This is a genomic window from Streptomyces sp. NPDC091412 (genome assembly GCF_044756885.1).
Classification (GTDB): Bacteria; Actinomycetota; Actinomycetes; order Streptomycetales; family Streptomycetaceae; genus Streptomyces.
Window position 1 is genome coordinate 135,973 of the sequence record NZ_JBIVTV010000015.1, and the last position, 20,409, is coordinate 156,381.

A 20,409-nucleotide genomic window follows, 5' to 3' on the forward strand; every position below is an offset into this window, starting at 1 on the left:
GTGTCATCCGGCCCCCAGTGGCGGTGCCGGCTTACCGCCCGCGTCCAGGTAGGACTGCGGCGGCTTGAGGCGCTGGCCCGGGAAGCCGCCCTTCTCGTACTTCAGCAGCTTCCCCGCCTTCTCCGGGTCCGTCTCGCCCTCGCCGTAGGCCGGGCAGAGCGGGGCGATCGGGCAGGCACCGCACGCGGGCTTGCGGGCGTGGCAGATACGGCGGCCGTGGAAGATCACGTGGTGCGAGAGCATCGTCCAGTCGCTCTTGGGGAAGAGCGCGGCGACGGCGGCCTCGATCTTGTCGGGGTCGGTCTCCTCGGTCCACTGCCAGCGCCGCACCAGCCGCTGGAAGTGTGTGTCCACGGTCAGTCCGGGCCGTCCGAAGGCGTTGCCGAGGACCACGAAGGCGGTCTTGCGGCCGACGCCGGGAAGCTTGACGAGATCCTCCAGCCGCCCGGGGACCTCGCCTCCGAACTCCTCCGTCAGCGCCTTGGACAGGCCTATCACCGACTTGGTCTTGGCCCGGAAGAAGCCGGTGGGCCGCAGGATCTCCTCGACCTCCTCGGGGTTCGCGGCGGCGAGGTCCTCGGGGGTGGGGTACCTGGCGAACAGCGCGGGCGTGGTCTGGTTGACCCTCAGGTCCGTCGTCTGGGCCGACAGGACCGTGGCGACCAGCAGCTGGAAGGGGTTCTCGAAGTCCAGCTCGGGGTGGGCGTAGGGGTACACCTCGGCGAGCTCGCGGTTGATTCGGCGGGCCCGGCGGACCAGGGCCGTGCGCGACTCGTTCTTCGGCGGTTTCGGGGCGAGCGTCTTCGCCGGCGCGACCTTCTCGACGGCGGCGCCGGCCTTCTTCGGCGCGACCGTCACGTTCTTCGGGGCCACGGCCTTCTTGGCGGGGGCCGTCTTCTTCTGAGGTACTGCCTTCTTCACGGGTGCCTTTTTCGCCGCTTTTGCCATGTTCGTTCCATCGTCGGGCCCTTGTTCGCCCACAGCGGAATCTTCACGTACAACCACCCGCCCAGCCCCCTCGGCCTGCGCTCTCACCGGCGATTTGGACACCCGGCCAGCCTAAAGCCCGGCACCGACATCCGCCCCGGACCCCGGAGATCGGACCCCGATTGGCCCCCTGCCGCGTAAACGGGCACACCTGTGCGGCATCCTTGTGACAGATCACACTGTTTGGACCGTCCGGCAAAATGGGGAACACGGACCCCTGGCACACGGGGGAGCAAGATCCTCTGAGCAGGTCGACAAGGAGAGAACTCGTGGACGACGTTCTGCGGCGCAATCCGCTCTTCGCGGCGCTCGACGACGAGCAGGCCGCGGAGCTCCGCGCCTCCATGACGGAGGTGACACTCGCACGAGGCGACTCGTTGTTCCACGAGGGCGACCCGGGCGACCGGCTCTACGTGGTCACCGAGGGCAAGGTCAAGCTGCACCGCACGTCCCCGGACGGCCGCGAGAACATGCTGGCCGTCGTGGGCCCCGGCGAGCTCATCGGCGAGCTGTCGCTGTTCGACCCTGGCCCGCGCACCGCGACCGCGACCGCGCTGACCGAGGTCAAGATGCTGGCCCTCGGCCACGGCGACCTCCAGCCCTGGCTGAACGTGCGGCCCGAGGTGGCCGGCGCCCTGCTGCGCGCCGTGGCCCGGCGCCTGCGCAAGACCAACGACCAGATGTCGGACCTGGTCTTCTCCGACGTCCCGGGCCGTGTCGCCCGTGCGCTGCTGGACCTCTCCCGCCGCTTCGGCGTGCAGTCCGAGGAGGGCATCCACGTGGTGCACGACCTCACCCAGGAGGAGCTGGCCCAGCTGGTCGGCGCCTCCCGCGAGACCGTGAACAAGGCCCTGGCCGACTTCGCCCAGCGCGGCTGGCTCCGCCTGGAGGCCCGCGCGGTGATCCTGCTGGACGTGGAGCGCCTGGCGAAGCGCTCGCGCTGACCCGTCCGCGGTCCTGTGGGCCCCGTTCCCGGCCGGGACGGGGCCCTCGTCGTCGGCAGCGAGACGGGGCTCGTCGCCGGCCGTCAGATGAGGCCGTGCTCCCGGAGGTACTCCAGCTGGGCGCGCACCGAGAGCTCGGCCGCGGGCCACAGGGAGCGGTCCACGTCGGCGTACACGTGCGCGACGACCTGGGACGGGGTCCGGTGGCCGGACTCGACGGCCGTCTCGACCTGGGCGAGCCGGTGGGCCCGGTGGGCGAGGTAGAACTCGACGGCGCCCTGGGCGTCCTCCAGGACGGGTCCGTGGCCGGGCAGGACCGTGTGGACGCCGTCGTCGACCGTGAGGGACCTGAGCCGCCGCAGCGAGTCCAGGTAGTCGCCCAGACGGCCGTCGGGGTGCGCGACGACGGTCGTGCCCCGGCCCAGGATCGTGTCGCCGGTGAGCACGGCGCGGTCGGCCGGCAGGTGGAAGCAGAGGGAGTCGGCGGTGTGGCCGGGGGTCGGTACGACTCTCAGCTCCAGCCCGCCCACCTTGATCACGTCACCCGCGCCCAGGCCCTCGTCGCCCAGCCGCAGGGCCGGATCGAGCGCACGCACGCGCGTGCGGGTCAGCTCGGCGAAGCGGGCGGCACCCTCGGCGTGGTCGGGGTGGCCGTGCGTCAGCAGGGTCAGCGCGATCCGCTTGCCCGCCTCCTCGGCGGTGGCGACCACCTGGGCCAGGTGACCCTCGTCCAGCGGCCCGGGGTCGACCACCACGGCCAGGTCGGAGTCGGGCTCCGAGACGATCCAGGTGTTGGTGCCGTCCAGGGTCATGGGGGACGCGTTGGGCGCGAGGACGTTGACGGCCCGCGCGGTGGCGGGGCCGGCCAGTACACCGCCCCGGGGCTGACCGGGGAGCGCTGCTGCGTCCGTCATGCGAGAGGGCCTTCCTCGACGTCGGCGGGGCGGGAGCGGCGGCTCACGCGCGGGCCGTGCCGCTCGGGATGTGCTGGGTGAACTCGTCATGCCCCGGCCAGGTCAGGACCACCTCGCCGTCCACCAGGCGGGCCCGCGCGAGCACGGGGGTCAGATCGCGGGACCGTGCGGCGGTGAGCGCCTCGGCGGGGCTGCCGCAGGGCATCAGCTGGCGCAGGGTGGCGATGGTGGGCGGCATCATCAGCAGCTCGCCCCGGTCGTACGCGGCCGCCGCCTCCGCGGGCGCGATCCACACCGTGCGGTCGGCCTCCGTGGAGGCGTTCCGGGTGCGCTGGCCCTCGGGCAGCGCGGCCACGAAGAACCAGGTGTCGTAGCGGCGGGACTCGAACTCGGGGGTGATCCAGCGGGTCCAGGCCCCCAGCAGGTCCGAGCGCAGGACCAGGCCCCGGCGGTCCAGGAACTCGGCGAACGACAGCTCACGGGCGACCAGGGCGGCACGGTCGGCCTCCCAGTCGGCGCCCGTGGTGTCACCGACGACGCTGTCCGCGCCGGGTCCGGCGAGCAGGACGCCGGCCTCCTCGTACGTCTCGCGGACGGCCGCGCAGACGATCGCCTGGGCCGCCTTCTCGTCGACGCCGAGCCGGTCGGCCCACCACGCGCGCGAGGGCCCCGCCCAGCGGACGTGGTGGTCGTCGTCACGGGGGTCGACGCCACCGCCCGGGTACGCGTACGCGCCTCCGGCGAAGGCCATGGAGGCGCGTCTGCGCAGCATGTGCACCGCGGGGCCGGAACCGGTCTCCTTCAGGAGCATGACGGTGGCCGCGCGCTTCGGCGTGACCGGTGTCAGGCTGCCGTCCGCGAGCGCGCGGATACGGTCCGGCCATTCCGGGGGAAACCACTGCCCATTCGCCATGGGCGGAGGCTATCCCGTGGTGAGCGAATGTTCGAGAGGTGGCCGAGGTCAGAGCCGGTTCCGGGCTCGGACTACGGCTCCAGCTCGACCTGGATCTCCACCTCGACAGGCGCGTCCAGCGGCAGCACCGCCACGCCGACCGCGCTGCGCGCGTGCACGCCCTTGTCACCGAGGACCTCGGCCAGCAGCTCGCTGGCGCCGTTGACGACGCCCGGCTGCCCGGTGAAGTCCGACGCCGAGGCGACGAAGCCCACGACCTTCACCACGCGCGCGACACGGTCCAGGTCGCCCGCGACGGACTTGACGGCCGCCAGGGCGTTCAGCGCACAGGTGCGCGCCAGTTCCTTGGCCTCCTCCGGCGTGACCTCCAGGCCCACCTTGCCGGTGACCGGGAGCTTGCCCTCCACCATCGGCAGCTGGCCGGCGGTGTAGACGTACACGCCGGACCGCACCGCGGGCTGGTAGGCGGCCAGCGGCGGCACGACCTCCGGCAGCCTCAGACCCAGCTCCGCCAGCCTCGCCTCGACCGCGCTCATGCCTGCTTCTCCCGCTTCAGGTAGGCCACCAGCTGCTCGGGGTTCGGTCCGGGCACGACCTGGACGAGTTCCCAGCCGTCCTCGCCCCAGGTGTCCAGAATCTGCTTCGTGGCATGGACGAGCAGCGGCACGGTTGCGTATTCCCACTTGGTCATGTGGCCGACTGTATCCGCTGCCGCCGGCGGGCCTCGGGCCGACCACGACGCCGGTTGTCCACAGCCTCCCGCGTGACCCGAGCGCGGACTGGTTAGTCTCGAATACGTGAGCAGGCTCCAGGTCGTCAGCGGCAAGGGCGGGACCGGAAAGACGACGGTCGCCGCCGCTCTCGCGCTGGCCCTGGCCACGGAGGGGAAGCGGACGCTCCTCGTCGAGGTCGAGGGCCGGCAGGGCATCGCACAGCTCTTCGAGACGGAAGCGCTGCCCTACGAGGAACGGAAGATCGCCGTCGCTCCCGGGGGCGGGGAGGTGTACGCGCTGGCCATAGACCCCGAACTGGCCCTGCTGGACTACCTCCAGATGTTCTACAAACTGGGCGGTGCCGGCCGGGCCCTGAAGAAACTCGGCGCGATCGACTTCGCCACCACCATCGCGCCCGGACTCAGAGACGTCCTACTGACCGGCAAGGCGTGCGAGGCGGTGCGGCGCAAGGATCGCGGCGGACAATTCATCTACGACTACGTCATCATGGACGCACCGCCCACCGGGCGCATCACCCGCTTCCTCAACGTCAACGACGAGGTGGCGGGCCTGGCGAAGATCGGCCCGATACACAATCAGGCCCAGGCGGTGATGCGGGTGCTGAAATCGCCCGAGACCGCCGTGCACCTGGTGACGCTGCTGGAGGAGATGCCGGTCCAGGAGACCGTCGACGGCATCGCCGAACTGCGCGCCGCCCGGCTGCCGGTGGGGCGCATCATCGTGAACATGGTGCGCCCGCAGGTGCTGGACGCGGGCGACCTGGAACTCGTACGGACCGCGTCGCGCACCGCGCTCGCCCGGTCGCTGTCCTCCGCCGGGCTCGGCGGGGCGCGGCGCGGCCAGAACGCCGAGCGGCTGGTGGGTCCGCTGCTGGAGCAGGCCGAGGAGTACGCCGAGCGTTACACGCTGGAGGAGGAGCAGCGGTCCGTGCTGAGCGAGCTGGGTCTGCCCCTGCACGAACTGCCGCTGCTCGCCGAGGGCATGGACCTGGCGGGCCTGTACGAACTGGCGACCGAGCTGCGGAAGCAGGGGATGTCATGAGCCCGGACCCGGCACCCGCGCGGGAGACCACGCGCACCTCCGCCCCCGGGCACGACGGTGTCCGTCACCTGGCGCCCACGCGCGCGCTCGAGGTCGACCCGCTGCTCGACGACCCGACGACGCGGATCGTGGTGTGCTGCGGCTCGGGCGGGGTCGGCAAGACCACCACCGCGGCGGCGCTCGGCCTGCGCGCCGCCGAGCGCGGCCGCAAGGTGGTCGTCCTGACCATCGACCCGGCCCGCCGGCTCGCCCAGTCCATGGGCATCGACTCCCTGGACAACGTCCCGCGCCGGGTGAAGGGCACCGAGGGCGAGGGCGAGCTGCACGCCATGATGCTCGACATGAAGCGCACCTTCGACGAGGTCGTCGAGGCGCACGCGGACCCCGAGCGGGCGGCCGCGATCCTGGCCAACCCCTTCTACCAGTCGCTCTCCGCCGGCTTCGCGGGCACGCAGGAGTACATGGCGATGGAGAAGCTGGGCCAGCTGCGGGCCCGGGACGAGTGGGACCTCATCGTCGTCGACACCCCGCCGTCCCGCTCGGCCCTGGACTTCCTGGACGCGCCCAAGCGGCTCGGTTCCTTCCTCGACGGCCGGCTGATCCGGCTGCTGACGGCCCCGGCGAAGCTGGGCGGGCGCGCGGGGATGAAGTTCCTGAACGTCGGGATGTCGATGATGACCGGCACGCTCGGCAAGCTGCTGGGCGGTCAACTGCTCAAGGACGTCCAGACGTTCGTGGCCGCGATGGACACGACCTTCGGCGGCTTCCGTACCCGCGCGGACGCCACGTACAAGCTGCTCCAGGCGCCGGGAACCGCGTTCCTGGTGGTCGCGGCCCCGGAGCGGGACGCGCTGCGCGAGGCCGCGTACTTCGTGGAGCGGCTGGCCGCGGAGAAGATGCCGCTGGCCGGTCTGGTGCTCAACCGGGTGCACGGCAGCGGTGCCGGTGACCTGTCGGCCGAGCGGGCGCTCGCCGCCGCGGAAAATCTTGAGGAGTCCCGCATTGTGGATCAGCGGGACGGGAAAGCTGGACTTCGTAACTCTCCCGCAACGTACGGCAGTTCAGACTCTCTCGCTGCTCATCCCGATTCCGGTGCGCCTCCCGCGGACCCCGAGGCGCCCGCCGACGACGACTTCGAACCGGAGCCGTCCGTCGACCAGGTCACCGCGGGCCTGCTGAGGCTGCATGCCGAGCGCATGCAGCTGCTCTCCCGTGAGCAGCGCACGCGTGACCGCTTCACGGCCCTGCATCCCGAGGTGGCGGTGGCCGAAGTGGCCGCGCTGCCCGGGGATGTGCACGACCTCGTGGGACTGCGGGACATCGGAAACCGGCTCGCGGAACACCGCCACGAGCTGCCCGAGCCGGGCGCCTGACGCGCGCCCGCCGGGGGCTTCCGCGGTCCCTCCCCGCGGCTGGACAACCGCGGGCACACGGACTCACGAACACACGGACGACCGCGGCCCGCCCAGGAAGGACGACGCCTCAGCCCCACCGCTCAGCCGACCGCCGCGTAGTCCTCGTACACCTGGTCGTCGGCGAGGGACACCAGTCCCGCGCCCCGCTCGTACTCCATGCGCGCGGTCTCCAGCAGCCGGCGCCAGGAGGTCACGGTCGGCCGCCGGCGCAGCAGTGCGCGGCGCTCACGCTCCGTCATTCCCCCCCAGACGCCGAACTCGACGCGGTTGTCGAGCGCGTCGGCGAGACATTCGGTGCGAACCGGGCATCCGGTGCACACCGCCTTGGCCCTGTTCTGCGCTGCTCCCTGAACGAACAGTTCATCCGGATCGGTAGTGCGACAGGCCGCCTGCGCACTCCAGTCGGTTACCCAGCCCATACCGGCGCCGTCCTCTCCCGAATCGAGGCTCCCCCACGGCGGCAGCGGCATATTCACCGCCGCCAGTTGAGGACGTTACGGAAGGTGGGCACGGCGCAACACCCCCAGCGGGCCCAATCTTGAATGGCCCGAACGGACTATGGGTAAGCGGCAGATCACCCGGGGGAGTGAGCTGGCGACATGCGCGACATTCCCGGCACAGTAGGGCAGTTACGGTGCGCGGCAACGGACACCGGATGACACACAGGGTGAATTCAGGCACGTATCCCACACGCCCCGACCGCGCGCCCCGACACCACCCGGACCACCCGACCAAAAAAGTCGAACGGAGCCGGAACGTTTCGGAGCCGCCGGACGTATGGATACGTGGCCGCACCTCTGTGACAGTCGAGAGCAGCTTAGGCCAAGGCATATACGCGTGTCCGGCGAATGAGAACGTAGACCCCTCACGTTGCCGTGCCTCACGCGGCACCAGGGGGCCGTGTTCGACAGCCGGGGCAGCGTGCCGCGTCCGGGAGGTCACCGTGCGCATTGCGGTGTCGCCTGCACGAACGCCCCCGGATGTCACGATCCTGCATTCGAACATTCCGAGGAGCCCCGCTCCGTCGGATCGCACATCACTACGGATTAGGCTGCCCCCATGCCAAAGAAGCGCTCGGGCGGTGGTCTGTCGCCAACGCAGCAGGCCGCCAAGTTCCTCGGTGTCAGTGTGCTCGCGGGAGCCGTGATGGCGGGCATCGCACTGCCCGCGGCCGGTGCGCTGGGCCTGGCCGCCAAGGGGTCGGCCACGGGGTTCGACGACATCCCGGCCAATCTCAAGCGTCCGCCGCTCAGTCAGCGGACCACGATCCTGGACAACAAGGGCGGGCAGATCGCCCAGGTCTACTCCCGCGACCGTACGGTGGTCCAGCTGAAGGACATCTCGCCGTACATGCAGAAGGCGCTCGTCGCGATCGAGGACTCGCGCTTCTACGAGCACGGCGCGATCGACCTGAAGGGCGTGCTGCGCGCGCTCAACAAGAACGCGCAGAGCGGCGGGGTCTCCGAGGGCGCCTCCACACTCACCCAGCAGTACGTGAAGAACGTCTTCGTCGAGGAGGCCGGCGACGACCCGACGAAGGTCGCGGAGGCCACCCAGCAGACCATCGGCCGCAAGATCAAGGAACTGAAGTTCGCGATCCAGGTCGAGCAGGACCTGGGTAAGAAGAAGATCCTCGAGAACTACCTGAACATCACGTTCTTCGGCCAGCAGGCCTACGGCGTCGAGGCCGCCTCCCAGCGCTACTTCTCCAAGCACGCCAAGGACCTGACCCTGCCCGAGGCGGCGCTTCTCGCCGGCATCGTCCAGTCCCCGAGCCGCTACGACCCGGTCAACGACGAGGCCGAGGCCACCAAGCGGCGCAACGTCGTCCTGCAGCGCATGGCCAGTGTCGGCGACATCTCGCAGGCGGAGGCCGACAAGGCCAAGAAGGAACCGCTGGGCCTGAAGGTCACCCAGCCGCGCAACGGCTGCATCACGGCGATCAGGGGCGCGGGCTTCTTCTGCGACTACGTCCGCGAAGTGTTCATGAACGACTCGGTGTTCGGTAAGACCCGGACGGACCGGGCGAAGATCTGGAACCGCGGTGGTCTGACGATCCGCACGACGCTCGACCCTCAGGCGCAGGATTCCCTGGAGAAGTCCGTCCACAACCACGTCAACGCGAGCGACGCCGTGGCCACGGCCGCAACCATCGTCGAGCCCGGCACCGGCAAGATCCTCGCCATGGGCCAGTCCCGTCCGTACGGCTTCGGCAAGAACGAGACCCAGATCAACCTCTCGGTGGACAAGGCCATGGGCGGTGGCGCCGGCTACCAGCCCGGTTCCACGTTCAAGCCGATCGTGGCCGCGGCCGCCATCGAGGGCGGCAAGCCCGCGACTCAGGAGTACTCCTCGCCCTACCGGATGCCGTACCCGAGCCCGATCGCCGCCTGCGACGGCAAGAACTGGGTGAACACGAAGGGCTCCGATCTCACCAACGAGAACGAGACGGAGGTCGGCCCGTACGGCATGAAGGAGGCGACCGCCAAGTCGGTCAACACCTACTACGTGCAGCTGATCAGCGACATCGGCATCTGCCCGGTGAAGAACATGGCCAACAAGATGGGCGTGGCGCGCGCGGACGGCACGCCGATCGAGCAGAACCCGTCGATCGCGCTCGGCACCCAGGAGGTGTCGCCGCTGACCATGGCGAGCGGGTACGCCACGTTCGCCTCCCGCGGCACGTACTGCACCCCGATCGCCATCGAGTCGATCACTCAGACCACCGGCAACCAGAAGAAGTCCCTCGCCGTCCCGAAGTCGACCTGCTCCCGGGCGATGTCGGAGACCACCGCCGACACGATCAACACGCTCCTGAAGGGTGTGGTCGAGGACGGTACGGGCACACAGGCCGGCCTCGGCGACCGTGCCAGCGCGGGCAAGACAGGTACGACGGACTTCCGCTTCGCGGCCTGGTTCGTCGGCTACACGCCGAACATGGCGGGCGCGGTCTGGGTCGGCGACCCGGCGCACCAGCGACGCATGGTCGACATCACCATCGGCGGCACCCCCTATGCGAAGGTCTTCGGTGGCCAGGTCCCCGGCCCGATCTGGCGCGACATGATGTCGGGTGCGCTGGCGGGCAAGGACGCCCCGTCCTTCAACCTCGTGAACATCCCGGACCCCGTGAAGGAAGAGGACAAGCACAAGGGCAGGGACCGGGGAGACGAGCACGGGAACGGCGGCGACAACGGGGGGAACAACGGCCGTGGCCCCTTCCCGAACCCGTCCATCACCCTCCCGGAGGGCTTCTTCCAGGGCCAGAACGGCGGACCGCGAGGCAACGGCAACGGAGGAGGCCACGGCTGACGGGCAGGTGGCCTGACGGGAGGGCGGCGGGGGCGCCGCCCTCCGCCTCAGCACAGCGAAGGGGCGCCGGCGGATGGCCGGCGCCCCTTCGTCGTACGTACCCGGGTCCGTCCCCGGGGACCGGCCGGGTCAGCCGGCCAGGAGCTTCTTGACCGCGGCGGCGACACGGCCGCCCTCGGCCTGGCCCGCGACCTGGGGGTTCACGATCTTCATGACCGCGCCCATGGCCCGCGGCCCCTCCGCGCCGGCGGCCTTCGCCTCCTCCACGGCCTGGGCGACGATCCGGTCCAGCTCCTCGTCGGACATCTGCTTGGGCAGGTACGCGGCGAGCAGCTCGCCCTCCGCCTTCTCCCGCTCGGCCGACTCGGGGCGACCACCCTGCGCGAAGGCCTCGGCCGCCTCCCGGCGCTTCTTGGCCTCCTTGGTGATCACCTTGAGGACCTCGTCGTCGGAGAGCTCACGCTTCTCCTTGCCCGCGACCTCCTCCTTGGTGATCGCGGCGAGCGTCAGCCGGAGCGTCGAGGAGCGGAGCTCGTCACGCTCCTTGATCGCGGCGTTGAGGTCATCGTGCAGCTTCGACTTGAGCGTGGTCATGAGTTTGATTGTCGCAGGTACGGCAAGGCTCCCGCGCGCCGATTTACGGAGCCCGGCGGTACGCCGACCCCCGGGCGGGGCCCGCGCGTTGGCGCCGTGGCGGCCCACGGGCGATTTCCGCCGCACGGCATGGGCCTGAGACGATGGACACATGCGCGCGCGATACGGAGTACCCCTGGGCATCACGGCGGTCGCGGCCGCCGGTCTCCTCTACTCGGCGGGGTTCGAAGCCCGCTCCTTCCGCCTGCGGCGGGTGACGGTCCCGGTCCTGCCCTCCGGCATGCGCCCCCTGCGCGTCCTTCAGGTCTCCGACATCCACATGGTCGGCGGCCAGCGCAAGAAGCAGCGCTGGCTGCGCTCGCTCGCCGGGCTGCGCCCCGACTTCGTGATCAACACGGGTGACAACCTGTCCGACCCGGAAGGCGTGCCGGAGGTTCTCGACGCCCTCGGCCCGCTGATGGAGTTCCCGGGGGCGTACGTCTTCGGCTCCAACGACTACTACGGTCCCAAGCTGCGCAACCCCGCCCGCTACCTGCTGGAGAAGACCAGCGGCCGGCACGGCCTGAACGGCAACGCGCCCGCCGTCGGGGTGATCCACAACCCGTGGGAGGACCTGCGGGACGGCTTCGACGCGGCCGGCTGGCTCAACCTGACGAACACGCGCGGCACCCTGAAGCTCGAGGGCCTCTCGGTGGAGCTGACGGGCCTGGACGACCCGCACATCAAGCGGGACCGCTACGCCAGGGTGGCGGGCGGCCCGTCCACCGCGGCGGACTTCTCGATGGGCGTGGTGCACGCCCCGTACCTGCGCGTCCTGGACGCCTTCACGGCCGACGACTACCCCCTGGTCCTGGCCGGCCACACCCACGGCGGCCAGCTCTGCATCCCCTTCTACGGCGCCCTGGTCACCAACTGCGACCTGGACACCGACCGGGTGAAGGGCCTGTCCACCCACACCGCCGAGGGCCGCACGTCCTACCTGCACGTCTCCGCCGGCTGCGGCACCAACCGCTACACCCCGGTCCGCTTCGCCTGCCCGCCGGAGGCGACGCTGCTGACGCTGGTGGGGCGGGAGTGACGCGGTAGCGGTACGGGTCCAGGGGCGGCGACGGCGGGCGTCGGGCGGCGACGGTTTCTCACCGCACGGCAATACGTAACCCAAACGGACTACACGAATCGCCCCCTATGTCCACCCTCTCTACCGTGAGGGCATGGCCGCCGAGACCCCCGAAACACCCGAAGTGCCGGAGATATCGTCTCCGACGCCTTTCATGCCTCGGGACATACCGGAGCTTCCCGCGATCCCGGGCATCGTCAAGCTGATGCCCCCCTCCTTCGTCCCCCCGACCGCCGTCGTGCCGCCCGCCCGCCGCCTCGGAGCGGCGGCCTACCGTCTCCTCACGGCCGCGGCGATCACGGCCGCGGTGGCCGTGGAACTGCACCTCGGCTCCCCGGCCCGCGTCCTGAGCGTGTTCGCGATCCAGAGCAACATCCTCCTGGCCCTGGTCCTCTTCTTCTCGGCCCGCAGGGCCCGGACGGCCCGCCCGCCCCTGCCGGCCTCGCTGACCGGAGCGACCGTGCTCTACGCCCTGATCACGGCGCTCGTGCACCACGCGCTCCTGGCTCGCACATCGCCGGCGTTCTCGATCACGGGCGAGCCCGGCACCCACCCGCTCTGGCAGAAGGCCGCCACGGTGATCCTGCTGACGGCCGCCCCCATCGCCGCCCTCCTGGACTGGCTCCTGCTCACCGTGCCCGACCACCTCCACCTGCGCCAGGCCGCACCGTGGCTGCTCTACCCGCTGGCCTACCTGGCCTTCTCCCTCACCCGCGGCGAACTGCTCCCCGCCGACGCCCCCGACCGCTATCTCCACCCCTTCCTGGACGTCTCCCAGCACGGCTACAAGCACGTCCTCGCCAGCGCCCTCCTCCTGGGCCTCGCCTTCTACGCCCTGGCCCTCCTCCTCGTAGCCGTCGACCACACCCGCCCGAACCCGATCCGCCGCCGCGCCAGAACCGGATTTCGCCTCTGGCCACCGGTGGGCTAAAGTAAACGTCGTCGCCGCGACAAGCAGCGACATCGGGGTGTGGCGCAGCTTGGCAGCGCGCTTCGTTCGGGACGAAGAGGTCGTGGGTTCAAATCCCGCCACCCCGACGCTAGTCAGAGGCCCATTCGCATGATCGCGAATGGGCCTCTGTCGTGCTCGGGGGCCAAACAGGGGGCCAAAGGATTCTGATCAAGCCTCGCGTGCGGTTGCCTCGCGCCGCTGAGCAAAGATCACGTCCATGGCCTCCGCGCCCTGCGTGATGACCGGCCGGAGCTGCTTGCGGTAGACGGCCTCTGTCGTCGCCTGGCTCGTGTGCCCGACAAGCTGCGCGATGCGCTCCAGCGGGATGCCGTGGTCCGAGAGCAGTGAGACGAAGCTGTGCCGCAGCTCGCGCGGCGTCCACTCCGGTTCCAGTCCGGCCCTCTTGACGATGGCCTTGAAGTCACGCCGGACGTTGGCCGCATCGAGCGGCTCACCGGTCCGGGATGTGAAGACGCGACCGGTCGGACTCCACTCCATCCCTCTCGATGCGTGCTCCTGCTTCTGCCACCGCTTGTGCTCTTCGAGGACGTCGACCACTTGCCTCGGCAGGGCGATGGTCCGACGGCTCTTCCTGGTCTTGGTCTCGCCGTGCTTGCGCACCGAGCGCCACACGGCGACGTGGGGCGGAATGCCGTCCCCCGTCTCCAGGAAGACGTGATCCCAGGTGAGAGGCCGCGCTTCCTCCGTGCGTACGCCGCTGAGGAGCGAGAGCACGAGGTAGGCGTACAGCCGCGACGGGCGAGCGGCTGCGAGCACGGCTTCCGCCTGCTCCAGGTTCAGTGCCTTGCTCGGACGCCCAGGCCGTCCTTCCGGAGCGGTGACCAGCAGCGCGACGTTCCGCGCGGCCTTGTCCCTGCGCTGAGCGTGCTCGATGGAACGGCGCAGGATGGCGAGCAGGTCACGCAGACTTCGCGTCGCGAGGAATTCGGCCCTGCCGTCCAACCAGTCGTCGACGTCGTCCGCGCTGAGATCCTTCAGCTTGGCCTTGCCGATGAGCGGGAGGAGGTGCTTGTTCGCCATCGCACGGTTCTTGCCGATGGTGCCCTTCTCGTCGCGTCCCTTGAGCCCGCGTTCCAGCCAGTCGTTTACCGCGTCGAGGTGCGGTCTCACGAGGTGTTCAAGCTCAACGCCTCTCGGTTCGAGAACCTGGACTTCCCGCACAACGGCGACGCGTACAACACAGACGTCACGAGTGCCGGCCGTCGCCCTCACCAGACGTTCCGAGTCGAGATGAGCCCGGCCTCCAAGGAGGTCGCGGAACGACTCAAGGTCGACGCCGGGTCTACGACGGTCATGCGCTTCTGCCACCGTTTCGTAGACGACGTGCCGTGGTCCACGCAGGCCACCTGGTACCCGGGGTGGCTCGTCGAGCAGGCCCCCCGGCTCGCTCAGCCGGGCGACATAGACGAGGGGACCACCAGGTATCTCGCAGCTCACGGAATCGAGCAGGTGGGGTACTTCGACGAAATCGCCACGCGGATGCCGACTCCCGAAGAGGCGCGGCTGCTGGAGATCGGAGCTGGTGTGCCAGTGCTGCTCTGGACGCGTATCGGTTACGCGGAGGATCGCCCGATCCGATGCACCGTCACCACCTTCCGGGGCGACCTGAACCAGATGAACTACGACATCGGCAACCTGTCCGGCCGCGAAGAGAACGAGCCTCAGTGAGAATCTGCCCCGCACAACCGCAGGACCTGGCCAAGCTGCTCGCCTTCCGTGAGGAGGCGAGCAGCTTGGCTGTCCCGCCTCGGTACTGATCAGTGGCAGCGCCCGTACCCAGCGGGAAAGCTGCTCGCCACGATTGACGCTGGGGTGGTGTTCATAGTCCACGACGGCGACACCACGGCGGCCACGATCACCCTGACTCCGGAGGCAGAAGAGGGGCTCTGGACCGAGGAAGAACTTCGGGAGCCCAGCCTGTTCATCAACAAGCTGACTGTGGCACGTACGCACGCCGGCCGGAACGTCGGCGGTCGGCTACTCGACTGGGCGGGCGATCACGCCTATCGCGCGGGAGCCAAGTGGCTCAGGCTGGACGCCTGGACGACCAACACGGACTTGCAGGCCTACTACCTCCGCCAGGGTTTCAGCACATTCGTACTGTCCGGCAGGGCGCAGCGGTAAACGGCGGCCCGAGGGTGTCAGGGTGGCTGGCACAGCGTGGCGCACGTCCGGCAGAGCACGGGTTTACGGACGACACGCTTGCTCCGGAACGGATTGCAGGTCTCCCGTAACCCAAAGGCTGCACGCGCCGTCGTCGCCTTCTTGTTCGCCGAGTCGAAGTGCAGCGCTGGCTTCACCAGCGGCCTCGTGCCGTAGGCCACCGCAGACCTGAGTCAGGAAGCACTGACCTGTCACAGTGTAGGGGCTCACAGCTCGCATCATAGGATGTCGTGTTGACCTGCGGTGTCTCACGGAGGTGCCGCCTGCGTGATGCGAGTTCAGCCTTGCGCAGATGGCACTTCCGAGAGTCGACGAGTCACCAGCCCTCTGTTGTGACCGAGCGCGTAGGAGGCGGTCAGCCACAACGACGGGCTCACTTCAAGAAGTGCAGGCAGAGGGTGTAAGGGTTCGAGCCCTTCCGTATGAAGTAGCCGTCGGCGTCCACGTACTTGCGGCAGGTGGCCTCGCTGTCGCTGGTGCCGGCTTCCCTGGCGATGATCTTGGCCTCGGCTGCCGGGTCGGAGCAGGGAACGACCACCACGTCGGGGTCGGTGTCCTCGCTGCCGGTGGTCACGTGCTGGTTGCGCACGCAATCGCCGACCGCCGCGAGGGACGGGTCACGCTGGGCCTGAAAGGCCACGGCGCCGATGGCGACTACAGGGATCAGGAAGCCGAGGATGGCGGCCCGCTGGAACAGCGGCTTGCCCGGGTCCATGGGCTGGCCCGGGGCGCCGGGGATGGGGTCGCCCAGCTTGCTGACCTTGGCGCGTTGGGGCAGGTTGATCAGCATCGTTATCGGGTTGATCACCACGGAGGCGATGCCCCACCAGCCCTGCCAGAGGCTGTTGGCGGTCATCCGACGATGGGTGGCGATGCCGCAGGTGCGGCAGAACGGGCCCTGCAGCTTGAGGAACCTCATGATCACCAGGAAGCCCTGGTGACCGCGGAAGGTGGCCTCGACGGCGGGCATCGAGCCGCAGAACCGGCAGAACGGGCCGTAGCCCGGCTGGGCCGGCGGAGTGTCGGTCGCGTCCTGGAAAGGCGGCGGCGTGGACAAGTGTGTCCCCCCGAGGACTGGAAACGTGTGAGATTGCGAGCCCGCACGCTATCGGTGTGGGAAGGGCATTGAGAAGGCGGTCTCCGAAACGTGCTCATCTAACGGCTGGTCAGGTCCGGCTCTCGTATAGCTGGCCCAAGACCTTTACTGGACCACTGTTTGCGCGCCATCGTCGACCGCCTCACTTTCGACGGCAACATCATCGAAACCGGCACCGACTCCTACCGCCTCGCCACCACCCGAGCCCGCGCCGAACAGCAGAGCTCGGGCTGACTCCAACGGGTCGGCAGGAGTCTGGGACGTGGTCAGCGAGAGTTTGCGCCAGTCGCGCGGGATCAGGTCACGAACGCCGTCGAGGTCTTCTACCGTCCGGCCGCGGGCCAGGATGGCCGCGCCGTCGTCCTCGCGTAGAAGGACGTCTTTGCCCAGGAACCACCGGGTTTCCTCGCCGATGGAATACGCCGGAAACGGCAGTCGGACGGAGTTCGTCTCCAGCATCTCGAGGTTGTCGCCATCCGGGTCGAGGAAGTCGTGGTCTCAGCCGTGGTCTCGATCGCCGTTCGTTCCGGGGTGGTCCGTCCACGTCCGTCGAAGCCCGGTGGTTCCTCTGACCAGGGGCATAAGCAGCACGGCGAACAGCGGTGGACGCTCCCGGACCAAGATCGGACAACTCGTAATGCGTGGTCCCGCGCGTCACAGCTCGGTCTGTCAGGAAGGGTCGTCCGTGCGCCCATGCGTACTTGCGTGCACCCTCAGTCGCTCACCTAGGTTGCAAGGTCATCTGCCAGCGCTCGGTCTGAACCCTAGGGGGGAGCAGGTTGAAGCCAGCAACAGAGGTACTCAGGGATCTTGCGCAGCCCACCAACGTAGCAGTCCACTCGAGCAGGGCGCTGTCTGGCGAAGTGGACGCAGCAGCAGCGGACGATGACAAGAAGCGCAGGGACAAGGAACTCGACGCGTTACGTCGTAAGCCCGCCCTGCAGCCGATACCCGCGACAGAGATCGGCTCGTTCCGGCTGACTCCGTGGCAGGTGCTGCACACGTTGGGACGGTCTATCGCTCTGGCTCGGAGGGGAGCGGGGCGCGGCCTTGCCGAACATTGGGGCAGCTTGAAGTACAGCCAGGCGCTGATCGGTGAACCAAGCGCTTACATGGGCCTGTCTGCCGAAGGTCGTGAGACAGCGGATTACTACAAGGCACTCCAGTCCAGCGAACTGGGAACCGGCCTTGCCCTGTCCGTTGCCACCCAGGTCCTAGGCCGGCGCTACCCCCATCACTTCGTATCCATCATTCCCGCGGACACTGCTCTTCGGGCTGGCTGGGCCCTCACGAGCAGGGACAAAGGGCATCGATCCGGCTACCGGTACCGTCCCCGGTTCTTCGCCGAGGTCTGGAGGCCGGGAGAGCCGTCGCGGGTCTTTCCGATCGAATCCAAGGGGAACCACAGCAACGCTGCCGCGTCGCATGACCAGCTCGCTTCTGCTTCAGCCCACGTGGAAGCAGTCCACGTGGGAGCCTGGAACGAAACGCCAAGTCTGCTGTTCAGCACGGAACTTCCCTTGGAGGGCCCCCTCACCGTGCACGGCCTACAGGCCCTCGGGAAGGACGGCTGGTTGAGCGATTCCGCTGGCAGCGGCAACAGAGACTTGGATCAACAGGTTGAGGAACTGAACATCTACCCGGGGATCCTTCCACCGTCTGAGGAGCCCGAGCCTGGCTTCCACGTCCAGCCACAGCACTACGCCTGGTTCAGGCACGTCCTTGCCCGGACTTTCGCCGCTGGACTGACTGCCTTCGCTGGCGATGGCGATGCAACCGTGCAGTACCTCACCAAACGGCAAGGTCAGCGCCATTTCACAGGCTTCGCGCACGCAGCCACTGGCAGTGTCCAGGACGCGCGGCAGGAGCTTCTCGGTGTCCCGTTCGTCGGCACCGATCATGTCTTCCGGTTGAACAGGACACGTGTGGAGGCTTTCTCCGGTGTCGCCGAGGACCTCTTCACTCACCTGGAAGCGGGGCGCGTGCAGCAGTACCGCGATGAGGTTTACGCCCGTCGCGACGCTTGGCCACACGCTTCCTGGAACTCCCATTGGGGAGGCCCAGTCTCAGTACATCCGGACGGCTCTGTGTTGGCCATGCGCAAGCTACGTGAGCACGACCGCCAGGCGTAGGCGAAGACGACCCGCGCGCTGTTCCGAGTGCTCTGTAGCCCGGCATCCAGCACGGTCCCTCTACCGGCTGGGGGCCAAACAGGGGGCCAAACGGAGCAGCAGCACCTAGACCATGCCGGACGGCTACGGACTCCGCTGGAGTCGCACGGGCGGGCTGACACGCCGCAACGGAGCCATGGAGAGCCCGAATCGCGTTCGGGACGAAGAGGTCGTGGGTTCAAATCCCGCCACCCGACAGTGAAACACCAGATGGCCAGCCTACTCACGCGAGTAGGCTGGCCATCTTTTTCGTCTGCGTGTCTATCTGCGTGACTATCGGTTCCCGCGTGTCTAAGGCTGCTGCGGATCGGTGCCGAAGATCCCGTCCATGACCACAGCGCCGGTCTGGTTCACGGGCCGGATCTGCTTCCGGTAGACCTCCTCGGTCACGGCCGTCCCGGAGTGCCCGACAAGCCGGGAGATCACCTCCAGCGGGACGCCACGGTCGGAGAGCAGGGACACGAAGCTGTGCCGGAGCTCCCGAGACGTCCACTCGTCGGCGTTGATGCCGTCAACATCCTTGACCTCCTGGCGGAAGGCGCGGCGGACGTTGGCCGCGTCGAGCGGCTTGCCCACGGCTGAGGAGAAGACGAGGCCGTGTTCCTCCCACTTCTCGTCAGCGGCAAGCCGATCCCAGCCCTGATCCTCGAACTGCTGCCAGAGAGCTTCGACGCAGCGCGTCGGCAGAGCGAGGGTGCGCCGGGACTTCCGGGTCTTGGTGTCTCCGCCCCGGCGGACCGAGCGCCACACCGCGATGTGCGGCGGGTCGACGTCCGGCTTGCCCTTCAGGAAGACGTGGTCCCAGGTGAGCGCTCGCAGCTCCTCGGTACGGGCACCCGTAAGCAGGGCTACGACGATGTACGCGTACATCGAGGTCCCCTCGGCGCCCTTGAGTACGGCCTCAGCCTGAGCGAAGGTGAGCGCCTTGGAGGGGCGTCCGGCTTGCCCCTGGGGCACTGCGCACAGCTCGACGACGTTCCGCTTCACCTTGTCTCGGGCCATGGCCCGCTTGACCGAACGGTTGAGGCACGAGTGAACCGCTTGAACGGTGCGCGTGCTGAGGGTCTTTGCCTTGGCAGCGAGCCAGCGGTCTACGTCCTCCGCACTCAGGTCGCGGAGCTTGCGAGCGCCCAGGGACGGGATGACGTGCGTCTGACTCAGGATCGCGCAGGTCTTGGCCGTGGTGGGGTCGATGCCCACCAGGCCGTACGCGAGCCAGTCCGCGGCCGAGCTGGGCGAGGCGGACCAGCGCGGTGATGATCCGGTCCCGGCGTTTCTCCTCTTCCTTGTTGGCGAACAGGGCGAGTTCGGCGACCTCATCGACCAGGACCACGATCGGCACCGGCCGCAGTTCTTCCGGCAGGCTCCAGATATCGGCCGCGATCTCCGCATCCGGCACGTCAACGCTGATCCGCTGCTCGGCGCGGATGAGTTGATGGACGCCCTCCATCCGGGTCACGAGCGCATCGAGGAGTTCGGCGGCGGTATCGGGGTTGTCGGCGAGCGCCGAGAACCGCCGGGCCAGGGGGAACAGTTCCACCCCTTGCTTGCAGTCGATGCCGACCAGGGCGACCCGGTGCGAGGCGAGCCCGGCCACCAGGTTGCGCTGGTAGACGGACTTGCCCGACTCCGTGGCGCCAAGGGTGAGCGCGTGGGGTATCGACCGGTAGTCGCGGTAGTGGACCGAGCCGTCTTCACGCAGGGCGACCGGAACCCGCATCGGCCGGGTGTCCAGCCGCGCCGGCCCGGGGCCGCGCGCCGTCGCCCGCCCGCGCCCACAAGGGGGCGAAGACCAGGCCGGGGCTGGACTGAGACGGCACAGCCGAGGTCAGAACAGTGCCTCCGGCGGGGGATCGGCCGGCACCGGGATGCAGGGGGCCGTACCCGACCGCGGGTCCATAGTGGCGTGCGCAGGGAGCTCCCATCCCGTCCACCTTCGACCCAGGCAGAGCCGAGCGGGCGTGGGTCGACGGCGGACGGGATGGGAGCTGGGGTGAGTGGTGGGTTCTGAGGCCGCCGCCGACCGCGCGATAGGCTC

18 protein-coding genes, 1 tRNA gene and 3 pseudogenes are annotated in these 20,409 nt (G+C 69.1%); 11 read left to right on the top strand and 11 right to left on the bottom strand.

The features are described 5' to 3' along the window. Window positions 1-3: 3 nt before the first annotated feature. Window positions 4-948: an endonuclease III gene (nth, locus tag ACIQMV_RS29225; RefSeq protein WP_402596315.1), complete on the bottom strand. Its 945-nt coding sequence runs from the start codon at window positions 946-948 to the stop codon at window positions 4-6. Window positions 949-1,256: 308 nt separating this feature from the next. Here nth and ACIQMV_RS29230 point away from each other — a divergent pair, with 308 nt between their 5' ends. Then, on the top strand, window positions 1,257-1,931 hold the full coding sequence (locus tag ACIQMV_RS29230; protein WP_100568471.1) for a Crp/Fnr family transcriptional regulator: 675 nt from the start codon (window positions 1,257-1,259) through the stop codon (window positions 1,929-1,931). An 83-nt stretch (window positions 1,932-2,014) separates the two neighbouring features. On the opposite strand, the gene ACIQMV_RS29235 is transcribed toward ACIQMV_RS29230, so the two are convergent. The 4 genes from ACIQMV_RS29235 to ACIQMV_RS29250 form a co-directional block, all read right to left on the bottom strand. Then, on the bottom strand, window positions 2,015-2,845 hold the full coding sequence (locus ACIQMV_RS29235) for an MBL fold metallo-hydrolase (protein WP_141359662.1): 831 nt from the start codon (window positions 2,843-2,845) through the stop codon (window positions 2,015-2,017). A 43-nt stretch (window positions 2,846-2,888) separates the two neighbouring features. Then, a complete protein-coding gene (locus ACIQMV_RS29240; RefSeq protein ID WP_402596316.1) occupies window positions 2,889-3,758 on the bottom strand; it encodes an NUDIX hydrolase in 870 nt (289 codons plus the stop codon). Window positions 3,759-3,829: 71 nt separating this feature from the next. Next, window positions 3,830-4,294, bottom strand: coding sequence for a RidA family protein (locus ACIQMV_RS29245; protein ID WP_141359664.1), 465 nt, complete (start codon window positions 4,292-4,294; stop codon window positions 3,830-3,832). Beyond that, entirely contained in the window at window positions 4,291-4,449 is a 159-nt protein-coding gene (locus ACIQMV_RS29250; RefSeq protein WP_009189813.1) for a DUF4177 domain-containing protein, read from the bottom strand. Before ACIQMV_RS29250 ends, ACIQMV_RS29245 begins: the two co-directional genes overlap by 4 nt. Window positions 4,450-4,555: 106 nt before the next feature. Between ACIQMV_RS29250 and ACIQMV_RS29255 the strand changes: the two genes are divergently transcribed. Next, on the top strand, window positions 4,556-5,533 hold the full coding sequence (locus ACIQMV_RS29255; protein ID WP_402596317.1) for an ArsA family ATPase: 978 nt from the start codon (window positions 4,556-4,558) through the stop codon (window positions 5,531-5,533). Then, on the top strand, window positions 5,530-6,906 hold the full coding sequence (locus ACIQMV_RS29260; protein WP_402596318.1) for an ArsA family ATPase: 1,377 nt from the start codon (window positions 5,530-5,532) through the stop codon (window positions 6,904-6,906). Before ACIQMV_RS29255 ends, ACIQMV_RS29260 begins: the two co-directional genes overlap by 4 nt. Window positions 6,907-7,028: 122 nt before the next feature. Here ACIQMV_RS29260 and ACIQMV_RS29265 read toward each other — a convergent pair whose 3' ends face one another. Further along, on the bottom strand, window positions 7,029-7,367 hold the full coding sequence (locus tag ACIQMV_RS29265; RefSeq protein ID WP_172632898.1) for a WhiB family transcriptional regulator: 339 nt from the start codon (window positions 7,365-7,367) through the stop codon (window positions 7,029-7,031). A 640-nt stretch (window positions 7,368-8,007) separates the two neighbouring features. Between ACIQMV_RS29265 and ACIQMV_RS29270 the strand changes: the two genes are divergently transcribed. Then, a complete protein-coding gene (locus tag ACIQMV_RS29270; protein WP_402596319.1) occupies window positions 8,008-10,257 on the top strand; it encodes a transglycosylase domain-containing protein in 2,250 nt (749 codons plus the stop codon). A 129-nt stretch (window positions 10,258-10,386) separates the two neighbouring features. Here ACIQMV_RS29270 and ACIQMV_RS29275 read toward each other — a convergent pair whose 3' ends face one another. After that, complete coding sequence (locus ACIQMV_RS29275) at window positions 10,387-10,851, bottom strand: GatB/YqeY domain-containing protein (protein WP_141359669.1); 465 nt, start codon at window positions 10,849-10,851, stop codon at window positions 10,387-10,389. A gap of 151 nt (window positions 10,852-11,002) precedes the next feature. Between ACIQMV_RS29275 and ACIQMV_RS29280 the strand changes: the two genes are divergently transcribed. From ACIQMV_RS29280 to ACIQMV_RS29290, 3 genes are all read left to right on the top strand, one after another. Beyond that, window positions 11,003-11,929, top strand: coding sequence for a metallophosphoesterase (locus tag ACIQMV_RS29280; protein ID WP_376504598.1), 927 nt, complete (start codon window positions 11,003-11,005; stop codon window positions 11,927-11,929). A 193-nt stretch (window positions 11,930-12,122) separates the two neighbouring features. Continuing rightward, window positions 12,123-12,899 carry a Pr6Pr family membrane protein gene (locus ACIQMV_RS29285; RefSeq protein ID WP_402596320.1) on the top strand — a complete coding sequence of 259 codons (777 nt, stop codon included), beginning with the start codon at window positions 12,123-12,125 and terminating at the stop codon, window positions 12,897-12,899. Between the two features lie 33 nt (window positions 12,900-12,932). Further along, window positions 12,933-13,006: transfer RNA gene (locus ACIQMV_RS29290), tRNA-Pro, on the top strand. Window positions 13,007-13,088: 82 nt separating this feature from the next. Here the strand turns inward: ACIQMV_RS29290 and xerC are convergent. Then, a complete protein-coding gene (xerC, locus tag ACIQMV_RS29295; RefSeq protein ID WP_402596321.1) occupies window positions 13,089-14,051 on the bottom strand; it encodes a tyrosine recombinase XerC in 963 nt (320 codons plus the stop codon). Here xerC and ACIQMV_RS29300 point away from each other — a divergent pair. Further along, window positions 13,947-14,609 (top strand): UTRA domain-containing protein, encoded by a 663-nt coding sequence (locus ACIQMV_RS29300; RefSeq protein ID WP_402596322.1) that lies wholly within the window; start codon window positions 13,947-13,949, stop codon window positions 14,607-14,609. The two genes, xerC and ACIQMV_RS29300, sit on opposite strands and share 105 nt — an antisense overlap. Beyond that, window positions 14,606-15,175 (top strand): annotated as a pseudogene (locus ACIQMV_RS29305) (GNAT family N-acetyltransferase). The gene ACIQMV_RS29300 and the pseudogene ACIQMV_RS29305 overlap by 4 nt, the downstream one beginning before the upstream one ends. 302 nt (window positions 15,176-15,477) lie before the next feature. On the opposite strand, the gene ACIQMV_RS29310 reads toward ACIQMV_RS29305, so the two are convergent. Then, complete coding sequence (locus ACIQMV_RS29310; RefSeq protein ID WP_402596323.1) at window positions 15,478-16,161, bottom strand: hypothetical protein; 684 nt, start codon at window positions 16,159-16,161, stop codon at window positions 15,478-15,480. A gap of 131 nt (window positions 16,162-16,292) precedes the next feature. On the opposite strand from ACIQMV_RS29310, the pseudogene ACIQMV_RS29315 reads away from it, so the two are divergent. Together ACIQMV_RS29315 and ACIQMV_RS29320 are read left to right on the top strand one after the other, a co-directional pair. Continuing rightward, window positions 16,293-16,434, top strand: a pseudogene (locus ACIQMV_RS29315) (AAA family ATPase); the annotation flags it as partial. A gap of 629 nt (window positions 16,435-17,063) precedes the next feature. Beyond that, on the top strand, window positions 17,064-18,332 hold the full coding sequence (locus tag ACIQMV_RS29320; RefSeq protein ID WP_402596324.1) for a hypothetical protein: 1,269 nt from the start codon (window positions 17,064-17,066) through the stop codon (window positions 18,330-18,332). 330 nt (window positions 18,333-18,662) lie between these two features. On the opposite strand, the gene ACIQMV_RS29325 is transcribed toward ACIQMV_RS29320, so the two are convergent. Next, entirely contained in the window at window positions 18,663-19,691 is a 1,029-nt protein-coding gene (locus ACIQMV_RS29325) for a tyrosine-type recombinase/integrase (protein ID WP_402596325.1), read from the bottom strand. Next, a pseudogene (locus ACIQMV_RS29330) lies at window positions 19,594-20,115 on the bottom strand (FtsK/SpoIIIE domain-containing protein); the annotation flags it as partial. The gene ACIQMV_RS29325 and the pseudogene ACIQMV_RS29330, both read right to left, overlap by 98 nt. Between the last annotated feature and the right edge of the window lie 294 nt (window positions 20,116-20,409).